This window comes from Rhodosalinus sp. 5P4, from assembly GCF_041365695.1.
Taxonomy (GTDB): Bacteria; Pseudomonadota; Alphaproteobacteria; order Rhodobacterales; family Rhodobacteraceae; genus Rhodosalinus.
The window spans coordinates 267,354-284,194 of record NZ_JBGFSJ010000001.1 but is presented as its reverse complement, the minus strand read 5'-3'; the positions used below and the strand labels follow the sequence as shown (position 1 = coordinate 284,194).

General features: G+C 70.3%; 17 protein-coding genes. 4 read left to right on the top strand and 13 right to left on the bottom strand.

Going from position 1 to position 16,841, the window contains the following annotated elements:
- Positions 1 to 168 precede the first annotated feature (168 nt).
- Positions 169 to 2,916 carry an aconitate hydratase AcnA gene (gene acnA, locus AB6A69_RS01380; protein ID WP_371059345.1) on the top strand — a complete coding sequence of 916 codons (2,748 nt, stop codon included), beginning with the start codon at positions 169 to 171 and terminating at the stop codon, positions 2,914 to 2,916.
- 257 nt (positions 2,917 to 3,173) lie between these two features.
- Here the strand turns inward: acnA and AB6A69_RS01375 are convergent, their stop codons facing one another.
- The 10 genes from AB6A69_RS01375 to yajC form a co-directional block, all read right to left on the bottom strand.
- Positions 3,174 to 3,722 carry a DsbE family thiol:disulfide interchange protein gene (locus AB6A69_RS01375; protein WP_371054853.1) on the bottom strand — a complete coding sequence of 183 codons (549 nt, stop codon included), beginning with the start codon at positions 3,720 to 3,722 and terminating at the stop codon, positions 3,174 to 3,176.
- Entirely contained in the window at positions 3,709 to 3,867 is a 159-nt protein-coding gene (gene ccmD / locus AB6A69_RS01370; RefSeq protein ID WP_371036517.1) for a heme exporter protein CcmD, read from the bottom strand. The genes AB6A69_RS01375 and ccmD overlap by 14 nt, the downstream gene beginning before the upstream one ends.
- Positions 3,864 to 4,610, bottom strand: a complete 747-nt coding sequence (locus AB6A69_RS01365; protein WP_371059344.1) for a heme ABC transporter permease — start codon at positions 4,608 to 4,610, stop codon at positions 3,864 to 3,866. Before AB6A69_RS01365 ends, ccmD begins: the two co-directional genes overlap by 4 nt.
- 57 nt (positions 4,611 to 4,667) lie before the next feature.
- On the bottom strand, positions 4,668 to 5,324 hold the full coding sequence (ccmB, locus tag AB6A69_RS01360; protein ID WP_371036519.1) for a heme exporter protein CcmB: 657 nt from the start codon (positions 5,322 to 5,324) through the stop codon (positions 4,668 to 4,670).
- A complete protein-coding gene (gene ccmA / locus AB6A69_RS01355) occupies positions 5,321 to 5,932 on the bottom strand; it encodes a heme ABC exporter ATP-binding protein CcmA (RefSeq protein ID WP_371059343.1) in 612 nt (203 codons plus the stop codon). The genes ccmB and ccmA overlap by 4 nt, the downstream gene beginning before the upstream one ends.
- 119 nt (positions 5,933 to 6,051) lie before the next feature.
- Positions 6,052 to 6,405: an Mth938-like domain-containing protein gene (locus AB6A69_RS01350; protein WP_371059342.1), complete on the bottom strand. Its 354-nt coding sequence runs from the start codon at positions 6,403 to 6,405 to the stop codon at positions 6,052 to 6,054.
- A gap of 12 nt (positions 6,406 to 6,417) precedes the next feature.
- Positions 6,418 to 7,176 carry a sulfite exporter TauE/SafE family protein gene (locus tag AB6A69_RS01345; protein WP_371059341.1) on the bottom strand — a complete coding sequence of 253 codons (759 nt, stop codon included), beginning with the start codon at positions 7,174 to 7,176 and terminating at the stop codon, positions 6,418 to 6,420.
- Entirely contained in the window at positions 7,169 to 8,137 is a 969-nt protein-coding gene (gene secF, locus AB6A69_RS01340) for a protein translocase subunit SecF (protein ID WP_371059340.1), read from the bottom strand. Before secF ends, AB6A69_RS01345 begins: the two co-directional genes overlap by 8 nt.
- 2 nt (positions 8,138 to 8,139) lie before the next feature.
- Entirely contained in the window at positions 8,140 to 9,801 is a 1,662-nt protein-coding gene (secD, locus tag AB6A69_RS01335; protein ID WP_371059339.1) for a protein translocase subunit SecD, read from the bottom strand.
- Between the two features lie 28 nt (positions 9,802 to 9,829).
- Complete coding sequence (yajC, locus tag AB6A69_RS01330; RefSeq protein WP_371059338.1) at positions 9,830 to 10,120, bottom strand: preprotein translocase subunit YajC; 291 nt, start codon at positions 10,118 to 10,120, stop codon at positions 9,830 to 9,832.
- 158 nt (positions 10,121 to 10,278) lie between these two features.
- Here yajC and AB6A69_RS01325 point away from each other — a divergent pair, with 158 nt between their 5' ends.
- The gene (locus AB6A69_RS01325; RefSeq protein WP_371059337.1) at positions 10,279 to 10,974 is read left to right on the top strand and encodes a serine protease; all 696 of its coding nucleotides are present in this window, start codon (positions 10,279 to 10,281) and stop codon (positions 10,972 to 10,974) included.
- Positions 10,975 to 11,056: 82 nt separating this feature from the next.
- A complete protein-coding gene (gene serS, locus AB6A69_RS01320; RefSeq protein ID WP_371054848.1) occupies positions 11,057 to 12,349 on the top strand; it encodes a serine--tRNA ligase in 1,293 nt (430 codons plus the stop codon).
- Between the two features lie 36 nt (positions 12,350 to 12,385).
- On the opposite strand, the gene AB6A69_RS01315 is transcribed toward serS, so the two are convergent.
- The 3 genes from AB6A69_RS01315 to AB6A69_RS01305 all read right to left on the bottom strand — a co-directional run bounded on the left by AB6A69_RS01315 (position 12,386) and on the right by AB6A69_RS01305 (position 14,555).
- On the bottom strand, positions 12,386 to 12,928 hold the full coding sequence (locus AB6A69_RS01315) for an RSP_2648 family PIN domain-containing protein (protein ID WP_371059336.1): 543 nt from the start codon (positions 12,926 to 12,928) through the stop codon (positions 12,386 to 12,388).
- Positions 12,925 to 14,121: an RSP_2647 family RNA methyltransferase gene (locus AB6A69_RS01310; protein WP_371059617.1), complete on the bottom strand. Its 1,197-nt coding sequence runs from the start codon at positions 14,119 to 14,121 to the stop codon at positions 12,925 to 12,927. Before AB6A69_RS01310 ends, AB6A69_RS01315 begins: the two co-directional genes overlap by 4 nt.
- A gap of 134 nt (positions 14,122 to 14,255) precedes the next feature.
- Positions 14,256 to 14,555: a hypothetical protein gene (locus AB6A69_RS01305; protein WP_371059335.1), complete on the bottom strand. Its 300-nt coding sequence runs from the start codon at positions 14,553 to 14,555 to the stop codon at positions 14,256 to 14,258.
- Positions 14,556 to 15,014: 459 nt separating this feature from the next.
- Between AB6A69_RS01305 and edd the strand changes: the two genes are divergently transcribed.
- Positions 15,015 to 16,820, top strand: a complete 1,806-nt coding sequence (gene edd / locus AB6A69_RS01300) for a phosphogluconate dehydratase (protein WP_371059334.1) — start codon at positions 15,015 to 15,017, stop codon at positions 16,818 to 16,820.
- Positions 16,821 to 16,841: the final 21 nt, after the last annotated feature.

Sequence of the window (16,841 nt, the reverse complement as noted above, 5' to 3'; positions counted from 1 at the left end):
CGCACCGGGGGTTGGCCAATCACCGTTTTGCGAGAGCTGTCACACGCGCCTTGCGACCAATTGTGCACTATAGTATACAAAGGGTGACGCCGGCCTTGATCGCACCCCTGCCCGGGCGGTAAGCCGGCCGCGAACGCGCCATTCCAGCCATTACCCGAGGAGCTTTCAATGCCCATCACCGTCGGACAGGACAGCGCCGGAACCCGCCGCGAGATCGAGGCGGGCGGCAAGCGGTTTGCCTACTACTCCATTCCCGCGGCCGAGGAGGCCGGGCTGGGCGACTTCTCCCGCCTTCCCGCCGTGCTCAAGGTGGTGCTGGAGAACATGCTCCGCTTCGAGGACGGCAAGACCGTCTCGGTGGACGACATCAAGGCGTTCTCGGCCTGGGCCGAAAAGGGCGGCAAGACCCCGCGCGAGATCGCCTACCGCCCCGCGCGGGTCCTGATGCAGGACTTCACCGGCGTGCCGGCGGTGGTGGACCTCGCGGCGATGCGCGACGGCATCAAGGCGCTTGGCGGCGACCCGCAGAAGATCAACCCGCTGAACCCGGTCGACCTCGTGATCGACCACTCGGTGATGATCGACGAGTTCGGCAACCCGCGCGCCTTCCAGATGAACGTGGACCGGGAATACGAGCGCAACATCGAGCGCTACACCTTCCTCAAATGGGGGCAGAAGGCCTTCGACAACTTCCGCGTGGTGCCGCCGGGCACCGGCATCTGCCACCAGGTGAATCTCGAATACCTGGCCCAGACCGTCTGGTCCGACGCGGACCAGAACGGCGACGAGGTGGCGTATCCCGACACGCTGGTGGGCACCGACAGCCACACCACCATGGTCAACGGGGCGGCCGTCCTCGGCTGGGGCGTGGGCGGCATCGAGGCGGAGGCCGCGATGCTGGGCCAGCCGATCTCGATGCTGATCCCCGAGGTGGTCGGCTTCGAGCTGACCGGCCGCATGATCGAGGGCACGACCGGCACCGATCTCGTGCTCAAGGTGGTCGAGATGCTGCGCAAGAAGGGCGTGGTGGGCAAGTTCGTGGAGTTCTACGGCGAAGGGCTGGATCACCTGCCGCTCGCCGACCGCGCCACGATCGCCAACATGGCCCCCGAATACGGCGCCACCTGCGGCTTCTTCCCGGTCGATGACGAGACGCTGCGCTATCTGCGCCAGACCGGCCGCGAGGAGGCGCGCGTGGACCTTGTGGAAGCCTATGCCAAGGCCAACGGCATGTGGCGCGGGCCCGACTACGCGCCGATCTACACCGACACGCTGACGCTCGACATGGGCACCATCGTGCCCGCCATCTCGGGGCCGAAGCGGCCGCAGGACTACACCACGCTCGACCGCGCCGCGCCGGCCTTCTTCGAGGTCGTCTCGGAGTATCGCGGCGAGGACGAGGGGCTCGAGGCCACCTCCATGGCGTCCGAGGGCCCGGCGCCCGACGCGATGGTCGACCCGCGCAAGGAGGTCTCGGTCGAGGGCGAGGACTACACCCTGCGCGACGGCTCGGTGGTCATCGCCTCGATCACTTCCTGCACCAACACGTCGAACCCCTACGTGATGATCGGCGCGGGGCTCGTGGCGCGCAAGGCGCGCGAACTCGGCCTGACACGCAAGCCCTGGGTCAAGACCTCCCTCGCCCCGGGCAGCCAGGTCGTCTCCGCCTATCTGGAAGCAGCCGGGCTTCAGGAGGATCTGGACGCCATCGGCTTCAACCTCGTGGGCTACGGCTGCACCACCTGCATCGGCAATTCGGGCCCGCTTCAGCCTGAGATTTCCGAGGCGATCACCAAGGGCGACCTCATCGCCACCTCGGTGCTTTCGGGCAACCGCAACTTCGAGGGCCGGATCAGCCCCGACGTGCGCGCGAACTACCTCGCCAGCCCGCCGCTCGTCGTGGTCTACGCGCTCGCGGGCGACATGAACATCGACCTCACGCGGGAGCCCGTCGGCGACGACAAGGACGGCAACCCCGTCTACCTGAAGGATCTCTGGCCCAGCCAGAAGGAGATCGCGGAGCTGGTGGAACGCACGGTGACGCGCGAGGCGTTCCAGACGCGCTACGCCGACGTCTTCGAGGGCGACGACAAGTGGCGTTCGGTGGAGACGACCGACAGCGAGACCTACGACTGGCCGGCAAGTTCCACCTACGTGCAGAACCCGCCCTACTTCCAGGACATGGGCATGGAGCCCGGCACCATCGAGAACATCGAGGGCGCGCGCATCCTCGCGATCCTCGGCGACATGGTGACCACCGACCACATCTCGCCCGCCGGCTCCTTCAAGCCCGACACGCCGGCCGGGCGCTACCTGACCGATCGGCAGGTGGCCCCGCGCGACTTCAACTCCTACGGCTCGCGGCGCGGCAACCACGAGGTGATGATGCGCGGCACCTTCGCCAACATCCGCATCCGGAACGAGATGCTCGACGGGGTCGAGGGCGGCTACACGCTCGGCCCGGACGGCGAGCAGACCTCGATCTACGAGGCCGCCATGGCCTGGCAGGAGAAGGGCGTGCCGCTCGTGGTGATCGCGGGCGAGCAGTACGGCGCCGGCTCGTCGCGCGACTGGGCGGCGAAGGGCACCGCGCTTCTGGGCGTCAAGGCCGTCATCGCCGAGAACTTCGAGCGCATCCACCGCTCGAACCTCGTGGGCATGGGCGTCGTGCCGTTCGAGTTCATGAACGGCGACACACGGCGAACTCTGGAGCTGAAGGGCGACGAAAGCGTCTCGATCGGGGGGCTCGACAGCGTGAGCCCGCAGGCCGAGGTTCCGGCGACGATCACCTACGGCGACGGCACGACGAAGGAGATCACCCTGAAGTGCCGCATCGATACGGCGGTGGAAAAGGAATACGTCGAGAACGGCGGCGTGCTGCACTTCGTGCTCCGGAATCTCGCCGGCGCGGCATGATCCGAAGGGCGGCGCCGGCGACCCGGCGCCGCCACCTGCCCTCCTTACGGGAGCGCGCGGGAAAACCTTTCCTTGACGATTTTCGGGCAGAACCGTCGCCACGGGCGAGGGCGCCATCACGGAAATCACGAATGACACATCGTTTCGCAAACCACCGTTCCGCCCCCGCGCGCGTCCTGCGTCGCGGGGCCATCCCGATGCCGCTTCTCGAGGCGGCATTCCTTCTCACGCTTGTCCTGGTCTCGGCGTTGTGAGGGTCAGTTCCCGGCGATGCCGCCCGCCCGCTCGATGGCCGGGCGGATCGTGCTTTCCAGGATGCTCTCCGTGATCGGTCCGGCGAAGCGCAGGACGATCACGCCGTCGCCGTCGATCACGTAGGTCTCGGGCACGCCGTAAAGCCCCCAGTCGAGCGCCATGCGCCCCGAGGCGTCCGCGCCGATGGCGGCGTAGGGATCGCCCAGCTCCTCCAGGAATCGCAGCGCCTTGCCCGGGTCGTCCTTGTAATTGATTCCGTAGATCGGCACGCCCTCCTCGGCGAGCGTCTCGAGATGCGGATGCTCCACCCGGCAGGGCGCGCACCAGGACGCCCAGTAGTTCACAAGCTTCGCGCCGGGACGGCGCAGCGTGTCGTCATCGAAAAGCGTCTTGTCCCCGAGGTCGCTCACCTGCACGGGCGGGGCCGGTCGCCCTTCCCGCGCGGAGGGCAGCGCGTCGGGGTCTTCGCGGAACATGCCCGCGAAGAACAGCCCCGCCAGCGCGGCGAAGATCACCGGCGGCAGGATCATCATCGGCCTAAGCTTCGCCATCGCGCCGCGCCTCCAGCTTGTCGAGATCGGCCTTCACGCGCCGCGCGCGCCTCAGGCTCAGCCAGACCAGCGCCGCGAGGAGCAGAAGGCTCCCGCCATAGGAGCCCAGCACCGCGGCCGCGTATTTTCCGAGATCGGGCATCATGCCATCCGCTCCCGCGCGATGAGCGCCTTCGCCCGGCGCGCGCGGATCTCGGTGCGCGTGCGCAGCAGCAGAAGCGCCACGAACAGAAGCACGAACCCGGCGATGCAGACGAGAAGCGGCAGGTAGAAGACGTCGTGCACGTTCTCCTCGGCGTCGAGCGAGAGCGACGCGCCCTGGTGCAGACCCTGGTTCCAGAAGAGCACCGCGTAGCGCGACAGAAGCGCGAAGACCGAGCCCACGAGGCACAGCACCGAGGTGAGGTCCGCCGCCGTGTCCGGGTTGTCCACCGCCTCCCAGAGCGCGACGTAGCCGAGGTAGAACAGGAACAGGACAAGGAACGAGGTGAGTCGCGGATCCCACGCCCACCAGGTACCCCACATCGGCTGCCCCCAGAGCGCGCCCGTCAGAAGCGCGATCACCGTCATGACGAGGCCCACGGGGGCCGCGGCCTTCGCCGCCAGCGCCGAGACGTGGTGCCTGCGGATCACCCATACCAGAGAGGCCGCCAGCATCATGATCCAGATGTTGATCGCCATGAGCGCGGCCGGAACGTGCAGGTAGATGATCTTCACCGTCGATCCCTGGCGGAAATCATCGGGCGTGAAGAAGAACCCCCAGACAAGACCCACGGCAAGGCAGATCGCCGCCCCCCAAGACACCCAGGGCAGCAGCCATCCCGACAGCCGCAGGAATTTCACGGGGTTCGCCCACTCCCACATCGACCGGCTCGCGCGCTGTTCCATCGTCCTCCCTCTCGTCGCGCCTGATCTAGTCGCTGCCGGCGCCGGGCGCAATTCACATCAGCGCAGGTTGATCCTGACTACCGCGGCAGAGGCGAAAGGCAAAAGCGCGATGGTGCCGCAGGTCAGCCCGGCCAGAAGCGCGGCCGGGGTCGCGACGGCAAGGCCCTCGGCCCCGCGGCGCGCCACTTCCGCCCCGAAGATCAGCGTGGGCACGTAAAGCGGCAGCACGAGAAGCGACAGCAGAAGCCCGCCGCGCTTGATCCCGACCGTCAGCGCCGCACCGAAGGTGCCGATCACCGACAGCGCGGGCGTGCCGAGCGCGAGCGAGACCACCAGCCACAGATACCCCCCGGGCGCGAGGTTCATCAGAACGCCGAGGGCCGGCGCGGCCAGCACCAGCGGCAGCCCCGTGGTCAGCCAGTGCGCCAGCGCCTTGACCGACACCAGCGCCTCGAGCGGCAGGGGGGCCGTGGCCAGCAGATCGAGGCTGCCATCCTCCCAGTCGAGCGCGAAGATCCGGTCGAGCGACAGCAGGCAGGCCAGCAGCGCGCCCACCCAGAGGATGCCCGGCGCGATCCGCGCGAGAAGCGCGGTATCCGGCCCGACCCCGAAGGGCACGAGGACGGTGACGATCAGGAAGAAGGCGAGGCCGAGGCCGAACCCCCCGCCCGCGCGGATCGCAAGTTTCAGGTCGCGGGCCAGAAGCGCGATCACAGGAACGCCTCGTCCTCGGCCGCGGCGCGCGGCCGCGCTTTCAGCGGGGTGACGTCCAGCACCTGCGCCTCGAGCCCGAGATCGATATGCGTGGCGATGAGCACCGCGCCGCCCTGCCCGAGATGGGCGCGCACCGCCTGCGCGAAAAGCCCCACCGAGGCCATGTCGAGCGACACGGTGGGCTCGTCCAGCGCCCAGACCGGCCGGCCCGTGACCAGCAGCCGCGCAAGCCCCAGCCGGCGCTTCTGCCCAGCCGAAAGCGCGCCCGCCGGCCGCTCTGCCAGCGCCTCGAGGTCGAAGGCGGCCAGCGCCGGGGCGATATCGCCGGTGCCGAAGACGCGCGCCCAGAAGGCGAGGTTCTCGGTCACCGTGAGCGTGGTCTTCAACCCGTCGGCGTGGGCCGCGTAGGCGATGGCGTCCGGCGCGGCCTCGATGCGCCCCTCGAGCGGCGGCTGAAGCCCCGCCACCGTGCGCAGAAGCGTGGTCTTGCCGGACCCGTTCGGCCCGCGCAGCACCAGCGCCCCGCCCGGGGCGAGCGTGAAGGACACGTGCTCCAGCACGGGCACGCCGCCGCGGGAGACCGCAAGATCGTGGACGGACAACAACATGACCCGGGCCTTAGCCCATCGCCCCGGCGGGGGAAAGGCGGGACGGCACCGCGCCCCTGCCCGATGTCGATGGGCCGCGCGGATGCGAGCCGGGGCTCACGAAGGCGCCCCCGGCCCCCTCAGACCGGCAGCGCGGCGAGCGCGATGCGCCTGCCCTCCGACAGGAGCACGTTGAAGCTTCGGCAGGCGGGCCCCGTGGCCATCACCTCGACCCCGATGCCGGCCTCCTCGAGCCGGGCGCGCAGATCGGCGGGGATGTGGGCGATCTCCGCACCGGTGCCGACGAAAAGCACATCCACGTCGCCCGCCAGCGCAAGAAGGCTCTCGTGGTCGTCGTATCCGCCCCAGGACGCCGCGCCGCGGTGGCTCAGAAGAAGCGGGCCCTCGCGCGCCTCCCCGCCCACGCGGAAGAAGCCGGGGCCGTAGCCGTCCACCGGCACGGCATCGGTGTAGACCACTTCGTTGAGGCGCATCTCGGACCTCCCTCAGCCGTCGAAGAGCGGGGCTCCGGTTATCACGGCAAGCGCGATCACGCCATAGGCCGCGCCCCGGAAGAGCCGTTCGCGGGCGGGATCGAAGAGCCACTGGCCCAGAAGCGTGGTGACGAAATAGGGCACGGCCAGCAACGCGGCGAGCCAGACCGTCGCCGCGCCGCCCCCCAGCCCCCGCAGCGACAGGTTGGCCACGATCACCACGTCGAGCGCCGCGAGAAAGAGGATGGTGTTGGCGCGCACGGCCTGCGCTGCGCGGGTCGAGGCGAGGTAGAACAGGATCACCACCGGCCCGGTCAGCCCGGTCATCCCGCCCACGACGCCGGCGCCCCCCCCGATCGCGGCAAGGCCCGGCGCGCGAAGCCGCGCGTGGTAGCGCCATCCCGTTGCCACGGCGGCGAGTGTCGTCGCCGCGATACCCGTGACGAGCCAGCGCAGCGTGGTTTCCGGCAGCACGCCCAGCGCCCAGACGCCGGCGGGCACGGTCACCGCAGCGCAAAGCGCAAGCACACCCACCTCGCCCCGGTCGGCCTCGCCCCAGGCCCGCGGCAAAAGCGCCCCGGTGCTTGCCAGCCCGGTGAGCGCGATCAGCAGCACGACCTGCGAGAGCGGCAGGAAAAGCCCCGCGACGGGCACGAAGATCAGTGCGGTGCCGAAGCCGGTGAAGCCGCGGACGAGCCCGGCGACGGCGATCGTGAGAGCGAGCCAGGCCGCGCCGGGGGTCGCGAGCGCGGCCCAGAGGCCCTCAGGCATCCACGTCGGAGAACTGCGTTCCGGCGGAGGCGTCGGGCTTCGACCAGTCGCGCTTCACCCCGAGGACGAGGAGGATCGTCGAGGCCACGAAGATCGAGGAATAGGTGCCGACGACCACGCCCCAGATCATCGCGAAGACGAAGCCGCGGATCACGTCGCCGCCGAGGACGAAAAGCGAGATCAGCGCGAGCAGCGTCGTCACCGAGGTCATGAAGGTGCGCGAAAGCGTCTCGTTGATGGAAAGGTTCAGCACCTCCCGCAACGGACGCTTCTTGTATTTCATCAGGTTCTCGCGCACCCGGTCGAAGACGACCACCGTGTCGTTGAGCGAATAGCCCACGATGGTCAGCAGCGCCGCGATGATCGCGAGGTCGAACCTGATCTGCAATTCCGAGAAGATGCCGATGGTCAGAATCACGTCGTGGATGAGGGCGGCGACGGCGCCCAGGGCGAACTGCCACTCGAAGCGCAGCCATATGTAGACGAGCACCGCGCCGATGGCGAGCATCACCGCGATGATCGCGGTCCTGATCAACTCTCCGGAGACCTTGGGGCCGACCGATTCCACCGACACGAACTGGATGTCCGGCGCGACCGTCCGAAGCACGCCGCGCACCTCCTCCACGACCGCGGCGGAAACGCTTTCCTCGCCCTCCTGCGCTGCGAGGCGGACCATCGCGACGTTCTGGTCGGGGCCGAAGGTCGGATCGAAAACCTCCGATATCGCGACATCTCCCAGGTTCAGCCGCTGCAGCGCGTCGCGGTAGGCGCCCACGTCGACGGGCTGGGCCGACTCGGTCCGGATCGTCGTGCCACCGCGGAAATCGATGCCGTAGTTCAGGCCCTGGAGCAGAAAGGAGGCGATGGCGACGACGACCAGGAGCCCCGAGATCCCGAGCCACAGCTTCGGCCGTCCGAAGAAGTCGAAATTCGTGTCCTGGGGGACCAGTTTCAGCCGCATCGTCAGACCTCCAGCGTCTTGGGTCGGCGACGCTCGAACCACATCACCACCAGCAGGCGGGTGACGAAGATCGCCGTGAACACCGAGGTGAGGATGCCGAGGCCGAGCGTGATCGCGAAGCCGCGCACGGGCCCCGACCCCATCACGTAAAGGATGAGCGCGGTGATGAAGGTGGTGATGTTGGCGTCCACGATCGCCGAAAGCGCCTTTTCGTAGCCCAGCTCGATGGCCCGCGCCGGGCCCTTGGCGGTGCGAAGCTCCTCCCGGATGCGCTCGAAGACGAGCACGTTGGCGTCCACCGCCATGCCCACGGTCAGCACGATCCCGGCAATGCCGGGCAGCGTCAGCGTCGCGCCGATCAGCGACAGCAGCCCGAAAATGAGACCGATGTTGAGAATGAGCGCCACGTTGGCGAAAAGCCCGAAGAGTCCGTAGGACAGCCCCATGAACACCAGCACCGCGGCGAACGCCACCATGGTCGCGATCCGCCCGGCCTCGATGGAGTCGGCGCCGAGCTCGGGGCCGATCGTGCGCTCCTCGAGGAACTCGAGACCCGCGGGCAGCGCGCCCGCGCGCAGCAGCACGGCGAGATTGGTGGACTCCTCGACCGTGAAGTCGCCGGTGATGATGCCCGATCCGCCGGGAATGTGGCTCTGGATCACGGGGGCGGAGATCACCTCCCCGTCGAGCACGATGGCGAAGGGGTTGCCGATATTCTGCGCGGTGTAGTCACCGAACTTGCGCGCGCCGGTCGGGTTGAAGCGGAAATTCACCGCCGGGCGCCCGTTCTGATCGAAGGCGGGCTGCGCGTCCACCAGCTCCTCGCCGGTGACGACGGGCGCGGACTCCAGGTTGTAGAAAACACCCTCCTCGTCCAGCGAGGGCAGGATCTCGTTGCCGATGCCCGGAGGCTCGCCGGGATCGGCGTTTCGACTGACCACCGGCTGGAAGGTCAGAAGCGCCGTGGTGCCGATGATCTCCTTGAGCTCCGCGGCCGAGCCGATGCCGGGAACCTGGATCAGGATGCGCTCCGCGCCCTGTCGCTGGATGGTCGGCTCGCGGGTGCCCACCTCGTCGATGCGGCGGCGGATGATCTCGAGCGCCTGGCGCACCGTGCGATCGTCGGTGGCGCGTTTTTCAGCCTCCGAGAGCGTCACCACGATCTCGTCGCCCTCGCCGCGCACCTCCAGGTCCTGCGCGCCCGTGCCGGCAAGCGACGTGACCGGGCGGGCGAGCCCGCGCGCGACCTGCAGCGCGCGCGCCATGCCGTCGGGCTCGGAGATGCGCACGCGCAACTCGTCGGGCGCGGAAGGCTGCAGGCGGATCGTGCCCACGGTATCGCGCTCGTCGCGCAGCGCGTCGCGCATCTCGGGCCAGAGCGACTCCATCCGGCTTTCGTAGACGTCCCCGACCTGAACCTCGGCCAGTAGATGCGCACCGCCGCGCAGGTCGAGGCCGAGATTGACGATGCCGGAGGGCAGCCACGACGGCCAGAGCCCCGCCTCGGCCTCCAGCCGCGGCGTCGCGCCCTCGCGCTCGATGGTGGCGACCGCGTCGTTACGGGTCTCCACCCGCTCGTAGAACAGGTTCGGCATGGCCAGAAGCAGTCCGGTGGCCACGACGAGCCAGATCAGGACGCGCTTCCAGAGATCGAACTGGAGCATTTCGCGGACCTTTCGTCCGGGGCCGCGGTCAGGACCCCGAGGGCTCGGTCTTGCTGAGGACCTGCGCGATGGTGTTCTGGACGACGCGCACGCGCACGCCTTCGGCCAGTTCGACCTCGATCTCGTTGTCGTCCTTGACCTTGGTGATCTTGCCGATCAGCCCGCCCTGCGTGACCACCAGGTCGCCGCGGCGCAGGTTCTCCACCATTTTCTGGTGTTCCTTCATGCGCTTCTGCTGCGGGCGGATCAGCAGGAAGTACATGATCGCGAAGATCAGAATCAGCGGCAGAATCTGGGCAAATGCGCTCGCACCGTCCATCGGGGACTCCCTTGATAAGTGGCGGGGCGTCCCCGCGAGATCTGGCGCGAACCTATGGGGCGGGCGCCGGGTTTGCAAGACGCGCCCGGACGCTTGCGGGCGCGCCTGACCCGACGCTAGGCTCGCCTGGCCCGACACCCTTCACAAGGAGCGCAAGGATGCGCGCGCCGCTCCGCCTCGCCACGCTTTGCCTCGCGCTATGGGCCCCGCTGCCGGGCGGGGCAGAGAGCGCGCTTCCGCCGCTGGCCGACGCCGGCGGGCCCGCCTGGCACGCGGTCGGACGCGTCAATGTCGCGGGGTTCGACCGCCGCAGGATCTGCACGGGAACACTGGTGGCGCCCGACCGGGTGGTGACCGCCGCGCATTGCGTGCCGCGGCGCGACGGGCGCCCGGTGCCGCTCGGCGATCTGCATTTCGTCGCGGGCTGGCACAAGGGCGCCCATGCGGGCCACGCGCGGGCCGTGGCCGTTCACCTGCATCCGCGCTGGCGCGGCACCGGCCGGAGCGAGCTCGCCGCGGACATCGCGGTGATCCGGCTCGACGCGGCGCTCGAAGTTGCGCCACTGGGCTTCGGGGCGGCCGGCCGGCCGAACGGCGGGCGCGCGATCCTGGGATATCAGGCCAGCCGCCCCCACACGCTCGGCGGGCGTACCGGCTGCGGCGGCGTCGCGGTCGCGCCGGGGCACATGCGGCTCGATTGCGCGGCCGCGCCCGGCGCCTCCGGCGGGCCGGTGCTCGAGCGGCACGGCGACGCCTGGCGCGTGGTGGGCGTCGTCTCGGGCGGCGCGCCGCCGCGCACCCATGCCGCGCCGCTCGACCGGTGGGCGCTGGGGCACCTCGCCCGCCCGCGCTGAACCGGCCGGCCCCGGGCCCTTACGTCGGCGGCGGAATTGTTCCATAACCCGCCCCGACCAGGACGAGTCGCAAGAGGGACCGATGCACGACATCCGCTTCATCCGCGAGGCGCCCGACGCCTTCGACGCGGCGCTTGCCCGGCGCGGGGCGGCCCCCGTCGCCGCGACGCTGCTGGAGCTTGACGAGGCGCGGCGCGCCGCCATCACCGCCGCCGAACAGGCGCAGGCCGAGCAGAACCGCGCCTCCAAGGAGGTGGGCCGCGCCAAGGCCGCGGGCGACGAGGCGGAATTCGAACGCCTGCGCGCCCTCGTCGCCGAGAAGAAGGACGAGGTGGCCGCGATGCAGGCCCGCGCGCGGGCCAAGGACGAGGCGCTGGCCGAGCTTCTCGCCGAGATCCCGAACCTGCCGCTCGACGACGTGCCCGACGGCGCCGACGAGGACGACAACGTCGAGATCCGCCGCTGGGGCGCGCCGCGCGCCCTCGACTTCACGGCGAAGGAGCATTTCGAGATCGCGGGCGTCGCGCGCGGAATGGATTTCGAGACCGCCGCGAAGCTCTCCGGCGCGCGCTTCGTGGTGCTTTCGGGGGCGGTGGCGCGGCTGCACCGCGCGCTCGCGCAGTTCATGATCGACGTCCATGTCGAGGAGAACGGCCTCACCGAAACCTGGACGCCCGTGCTCGTGCGCGAGGAGATGATGTTCGGCACCGGGCAGCTTCCGAAATTCGGCGAGGACAGCTACCGCACCGAGGATGGCTGGTGGCTCGTGCCCACCGCCGAGGTCACGCTCACCAACATCGTCAACGGCCAGATCGTGGACGAGGCCACCCTGCCCCGCCGCTTCGTGGCCCATACCCAGTGCTTTCGCTCGGAGGCGGGAAGCGCCGGCAAGGACACGGCGGGCATGCTGCGCCAGCACCAGTTCGAGAAGGTCGAGATGGTCTCGGTCACGCATCCCGACGCCTCGCTCGACGAGCATGCGCGCATGACCCGCTGCGCCGAGGACATCCTGGAACGTCTCGGCCTGCCCTACCGCACCGTCGTGCTTTGCACCGGCGACATGGGCTTCGGCGCGAAGAAGACCCACGACATCGAGGTCTGGCTTCCCGGCCAGGACCGCTACCGCGAGATCAGCTCCGTCTCGGTCTGCGGCGACTTCCAGGCGCGGCGGATGAACGCGCGCTTCCGTCCCGAGGGCGGCGGCAAGCCCGGCTTCGTGCACACCCTGAACGGCTCCGGCCTCGCGGTCGGGCGCACGCTGATCGCGGTGCTGGAAAACGGCCAGCAGGCCGACGGATCGGTGGTGCTGCCCGAGGCGCTCGCGCCCTATCTCGGCGGACGCGGGAGGCTCACGACCGACGGCACGCTCGCCTGAGCCGCACGCCCCGCCGGCCGCGCGCCTTGCTGCCCGTCAGGCGAGCGCCTTGCCCAGCCGTGGCAGCCGCGCCTTCCTGAGAAGCGGGCGGATCTCCCAGCGTCCGTGCTCGGACAGCGCCTCGGCCCGGGCGCGCACGGCCTCCGCCGCCTCCGCCACCATGGCGGGGTCGGCCTTCCAGAAGCCAAGAAGAAACCCGTCGGGATCCGCGCGGGAGAGCCCCTCCTCTGCCAGCAGGCCGCGCGGAAAATCGGCCGCGTTCATGGTGACGATCGCGTCCGCCGAGCCCGCGATGGCGGCGGCAAGAACGTGGATGTCCGACGGGTCCGGCAGCCAGAGCCGCGCCTCGAGCGAACTGCCCGGCGCGATCTCGGCGTCCGGCCAGGCCGCACGCAGAAGCGCGATCTCCGCCCGCGCCTGCGCCTCGCCGCCGGGCCCGAGCTTCGCCGCGGCGCGCGCCCATTCCTCGAGGATGCGCGCGGACCAGAGCGGGCGGAACCCGCCGCGCGCCGCCACGCCGAACAGAAGCTCGCGCATCACCGTGGGATAGAGCACGTTGGCGTCGAGCAGCGCCCTCACAGCCGGAACGCCAGCGCCTTGAGATAGCCGCTCTCGGCCAGCATCGGGTGCTGGGGATGATCGGGGCCGGCAAAGCCAGTTCGGATCAGCTGCGCGGCGCGTCCCGCGCGCCCGATGCCGCGCAGCGAGGCGCGGCGGAAGCGCGCGAGATCCGCGGCGTGAGAGCACGAACACAGCACCAGGAAGCCGCGCTCCGCCACCAGCGGTGCGGCGAGCCGCGCGACGCGCTCATAGGCGCGAAGCCCCGCGTCCAGCGCAGGTTTCGACGGCGCGAAGGCGGGCGGATCGCAGACGACGAGATCGAAGCGCGCGCCCTCTTGCCCGAGCGCGGTCATCACCTCGAATGCATCGCCCTGCCGGATGCCGAGGCGGTCACCCAGGCCCGAGGCACGCGCCCCGGCCTCGGCAAGCGCGAGCGCCGGGGCCGAGCCGTCGACCGCAAGCGCCTCCGCCGCGCCCTGCGCGAGCGCGGCGAGGCCGAACCCGCCCACATGCGAGAAGACGTCGAGCACACGGCCGTTACCCGCAAGCCGGGCGGCGAAAGCCTGATTGTCGCGCTGGTCGAAATAGAGCCCCGTCTTTTGCCCGCCGGTGAGGTCCGCCATGTAGGTGGCGCCGTTCATCGGCACCTCCACCGGTCCCTCGGGCGGGGTACCGCGAAGCACTTCCGGCAGGTCGTCGAGCCCCTCGAGCGCGCGCGCCCGGCCGCCCGCGTTCTTCAGCACCGTCGTCACGCCGGTGACCTCCACCAGCGCCTCGACCAGCGCGGGCAGATGCGCCTCGGCCCAGGCGGCGTTCGGTTGCACCACCGCGATATCCCCGAAGCGGTCGATCACCACGCCGGGCAGGCCGTCGCCCTCGGCGTGGGCAAGGCGGTAGAAAGGGGCGTCGTAGAGCCGCGCGCGCAACGCCTGCGCCCGCGCGATCCGCGCGGCGACCCAACCCGCGTCCACCCGCGCCGCCGGATCGGCGTCGAGCACGCGGGCCATGATCTTCGAGACCGGGTTGATGGCGACAAGAGCGACGGGCGCGCGCGCCGCGTCCTCCAGCACCGCGACGGTGCCGGGCGACAGGGCGCGGGTGCGCCGGTCGGTCACGAGGTCGTCCGCGTAGACCCAGGGAAACCCGTGCCGCAGCGCGCGGGCGTCGGCCTTGGGCTTCAGCCGGACGACGGGAAGATCGGAACCATTCATGCCGCCGCCATAGCCCGACAATGCGGAAAGCGGAAGCGTCCGCGTGCGCGACACTGCCCTTCCGCGGGACGAAAGGACCGGCGGCCCGGAAGGTGCGGGCAAGGCCGCGTCGAGACGGGCGTACAGCCTGCCGATCAGCCCGCAGGCCAGGGCGAGGTCGCCTCGCCGAGCGTCACCGCGGTCTCGGTATCCTCGCCGCCGCGCTGGCGCCTCAGGCCCTCCGCGGCGCAGAGCCGGTCCGCCTCGCCGACGCTCATCCCCTCGGGCCGGTCGACCGACCGGTCCCAGTCCACGCGCTCGCGCGTGTAAAGCTGGCACGTCACCGGGCCATGGGACGTGGACAGTACCACCGGAATCGATTCCAGGTTCTGCGGCGAAATCGTGCACCCGGCCAGCGCGGCCACGATCGCCATACCTGCGATTTTCGAACTCATATCAAACCTCTTCGTGCAAACTCTATCCCAAGTCCTTCGGCTCTGGACCTTGCCGCCGGGCGACGCGGCGGTGCTGCGCCCGTCACGCGCGCCCCTTCTGCTTCCGGACGCCCATGGCGCGGCCTGTCCCGCAACCAGCAATCCAACGCCGCCCCGCTAGAAGTTTGTCGTTCCGGTCCGATCGGGAAACCCAAGAGAGAGCCGAAGTGACCGGCTGACGAGGCGCCTTTGGCTTTCCGATACAGCGCTTTCGCCGCCCGATCAATCTTGGGGCGCGTTTTCCGCTTGGCAGGCAGGCGTTTCATCCCCCCTGATTGCGGGATCTTCGAGCTTCGCAATTCAGGGTGGCGCAGCAATCGGACAGGCGTCTTCCGCCGGGGTCCGGGGCTCCCTCCTCCGCGGCGCAAGCAGGTTGTTAGCGCTAAACCGGGTTGCTAGATTAAGGGGCAGAGGAGTTTCATGGCACTCGATCCGACGATCCACCGCGTCACCGAACGTATCCGCGCGCGCTCCGCCGCGACGCGACGCGATTACCTCGACCGCATGCGCCGCGCCGCCGAGGACGGGCCGCGCCGGGCGCACCTGTCCTGCGGCAACCAGGCCCACGCCTATGCCGCGAGCGGTGCGGACAAGGACAGCCTTGCCGGCCACCGCGCGCCCAATCTCGGGATCGTCACCGCCTACAACGACATGCTTTCGGCCCACCAGCCCTTCGAGCGCTTTCCCGACCTGATCCGGGAGGCCGCGCGGGCGGCGGGCGGCACGGCGCAGGTGGCCGGCGGCGTGCCGGCCATGTGCGACGGCGTCACCCAGGGCCAGTCGGGGATGGAGCTCTCGCTCTTCTCGCGCGACGTGATCGCGCTCGCCGCGGGGGTGGCGCTTTCGCACAACACCTTCGACGCGGCCGCCTATCTGGGCGTCTGCGACAAGATCGTGCCGGGGCTCGTGATCGCCGCGGCGACCTTCGGCCACATCCCCGGCGTCTTCATGCCGGCGGGCCCGATGACGAGCGGGCTGCCCAACGACGAGAAGGCGCGCGTGCGCCAGCGCTTCGCCGCGGGCGAGATCGGCCGGGAGGAACTCATGCGCGCCGAGATGGCCTCCTATCACGGGCCGGGCACCTGCACCTTCTACGGCACCGCCAACTCCAACCAGATGCTGATGGAGGTGATGGGGCTGCACCTGCCCGGCGCGAGTTTCGTGAACCCGGGCACGCCGCTCCGCGAGGCGCTGACCCGGGCGGCGACCGAGCGCGCGCTCGGGATCACCGCGCTCGGCGACGCCTACACGCCGGTCTGCGACGTGCTCGACGAGCGCGCTTTCGTGAACGGGATCGTGGGCCTGATGGCCACCGGCGGCTCCACCAATCTCGTCATCCATCTGCCCGCCATGGCGCGCGCGGCGGGGGTTCTGCTGGAACTCGAGGATTTCGACGAGATCTCGCAGGTCACGCCGCTCATGGCGAAGGTCTACCCGAACGGGCTGGCCGACGTGAACCATTTCCATGCCGCGGGCGGGCTGGCCTACCTGATCGGCGAACTGCTCGACGCGGGGCTGCTGAACGAGGACGTCACCACCGTGGCCGGGCCGGGGCTTGCCCGCTACACCGAGGAGCCGAAGCTCGTGGACGGGCGCCTCGCCTGGCAGGCCGGTCCGCGCGAAAGCCAGAATGCGCGCATCCTGCGCCCCGCCGCCGATCCCTTCCAGCCCACGGGCGGGCTCCGGCGGCTTTCGGGCAATCTGGGCACGGGCATCATCAAGGTCTCCGCGGTGGCCGAGGACGTGCAGACGATCGAGGCGCCTGCACGCGTGTTCGACGACCAGGAGGACGTGAAGCGGGCCTTCCGCGCGGGCGCCCTTACCGAGGATTGCGTGGTGGTCGTGCGCCACCAGGGTCCGCGCGCCAACGGGATGCCCGAGCTGCACGGGCTCACGCCGACGCTGTCGGTGCTGCTCGACCGGGGCCTGAGAGTCGCGCTGGTGACCGACGGGCGCATGTCGGGAGCGTCGGGGAAGGTGCCCGCGGCGCTTCACGTGAGCCCCGAGGCCGCCGCGGGCGGGCCGCTCGCGCGGCTGCGCGACGGCGATATCCTGCGGCTCGACGCGCGGGCGGGACGGCTCGAGGCGCTGGTCGATGACCTCGACGCGCGCGCGCCCGCCCTGCCGGACAGGCCGGGCAGCGCCCAGGGCACCGGGCGCGAACTCTTCGAGCTGTTCCGCCGCAGCGTGGGCGCGGCGGGCGAGGGGGCCGGCGTGGTGGTGTGATGCGGCGCGGTGCGCCATGGG

Excerpts from the sequence above, each read along its gene's own strand:
- acnA (WP_371059345.1), top strand. The coding sequence starts at position 169 with ATGCCCATCACCGTCGGACAGGACAGCGCCGGAACCCGCCGCGAGATC.
- AB6A69_RS01375 (WP_371054853.1), bottom strand. The coding sequence starts at position 3,722 with ATGGCGAAGCTTAGGCCGATGATGATCCTGCCGCCGGTGATCTTCGCC.
- ccmD (WP_371036517.1), bottom strand. The coding sequence starts at position 3,867 with ATGATGCCCGATCTCGGAAAATACGCGGCCGCGGTGCTGGGCTCCTAT.
- AB6A69_RS01365 (WP_371059344.1), bottom strand. The coding sequence starts at position 4,610 with ATGGAACAGCGCGCGAGCCGGTCGATGTGGGAGTGGGCGAACCCCGTG.
- ccmA (WP_371059343.1), bottom strand. The coding sequence starts at position 5,932 with ATGTTGTTGTCCGTCCACGATCTTGCGGTCTCCCGCGGCGGCGTGCCC.
- AB6A69_RS01350 (WP_371059342.1), bottom strand. The coding sequence starts at position 6,405 with ATGCGCCTCAACGAAGTGGTCTACACCGATGCCGTGCCGGTGGACGGC.
- AB6A69_RS01345 (WP_371059341.1), bottom strand. The coding sequence starts at position 7,176 with ATGCCTGAGGGCCTCTGGGCCGCGCTCGCGACCCCCGGCGCGGCCTGG.
- secF (WP_371059340.1), bottom strand. The coding sequence starts at position 8,137 with ATGCGGCTGAAACTGGTCCCCCAGGACACGAATTTCGACTTCTTCGGA.
- secD (WP_371059339.1), bottom strand. The coding sequence starts at position 9,801 with ATGCTCCAGTTCGATCTCTGGAAGCGCGTCCTGATCTGGCTCGTCGTG.
- yajC (WP_371059338.1), bottom strand. The coding sequence starts at position 10,120 with ATGGACGGTGCGAGCGCATTTGCCCAGATTCTGCCGCTGATTCTGATC.
- AB6A69_RS01325 (WP_371059337.1), top strand. The coding sequence starts at position 10,279 with ATGCGCGCGCCGCTCCGCCTCGCCACGCTTTGCCTCGCGCTATGGGCC.
- serS (WP_371054848.1), top strand. The coding sequence starts at position 11,057 with ATGCACGACATCCGCTTCATCCGCGAGGCGCCCGACGCCTTCGACGCG.
- AB6A69_RS01310 (WP_371059617.1), bottom strand. The coding sequence starts at position 14,121 with ATGAATGGTTCCGATCTTCCCGTCGTCCGGCTGAAGCCCAAGGCCGAC.
- AB6A69_RS01305 (WP_371059335.1), bottom strand. The coding sequence starts at position 14,555 with ATGAGTTCGAAAATCGCAGGTATGGCGATCGTGGCCGCGCTGGCCGGG.
- edd (WP_371059334.1), top strand. The coding sequence starts at position 15,015 with ATGGCACTCGATCCGACGATCCACCGCGTCACCGAACGTATCCGCGCG.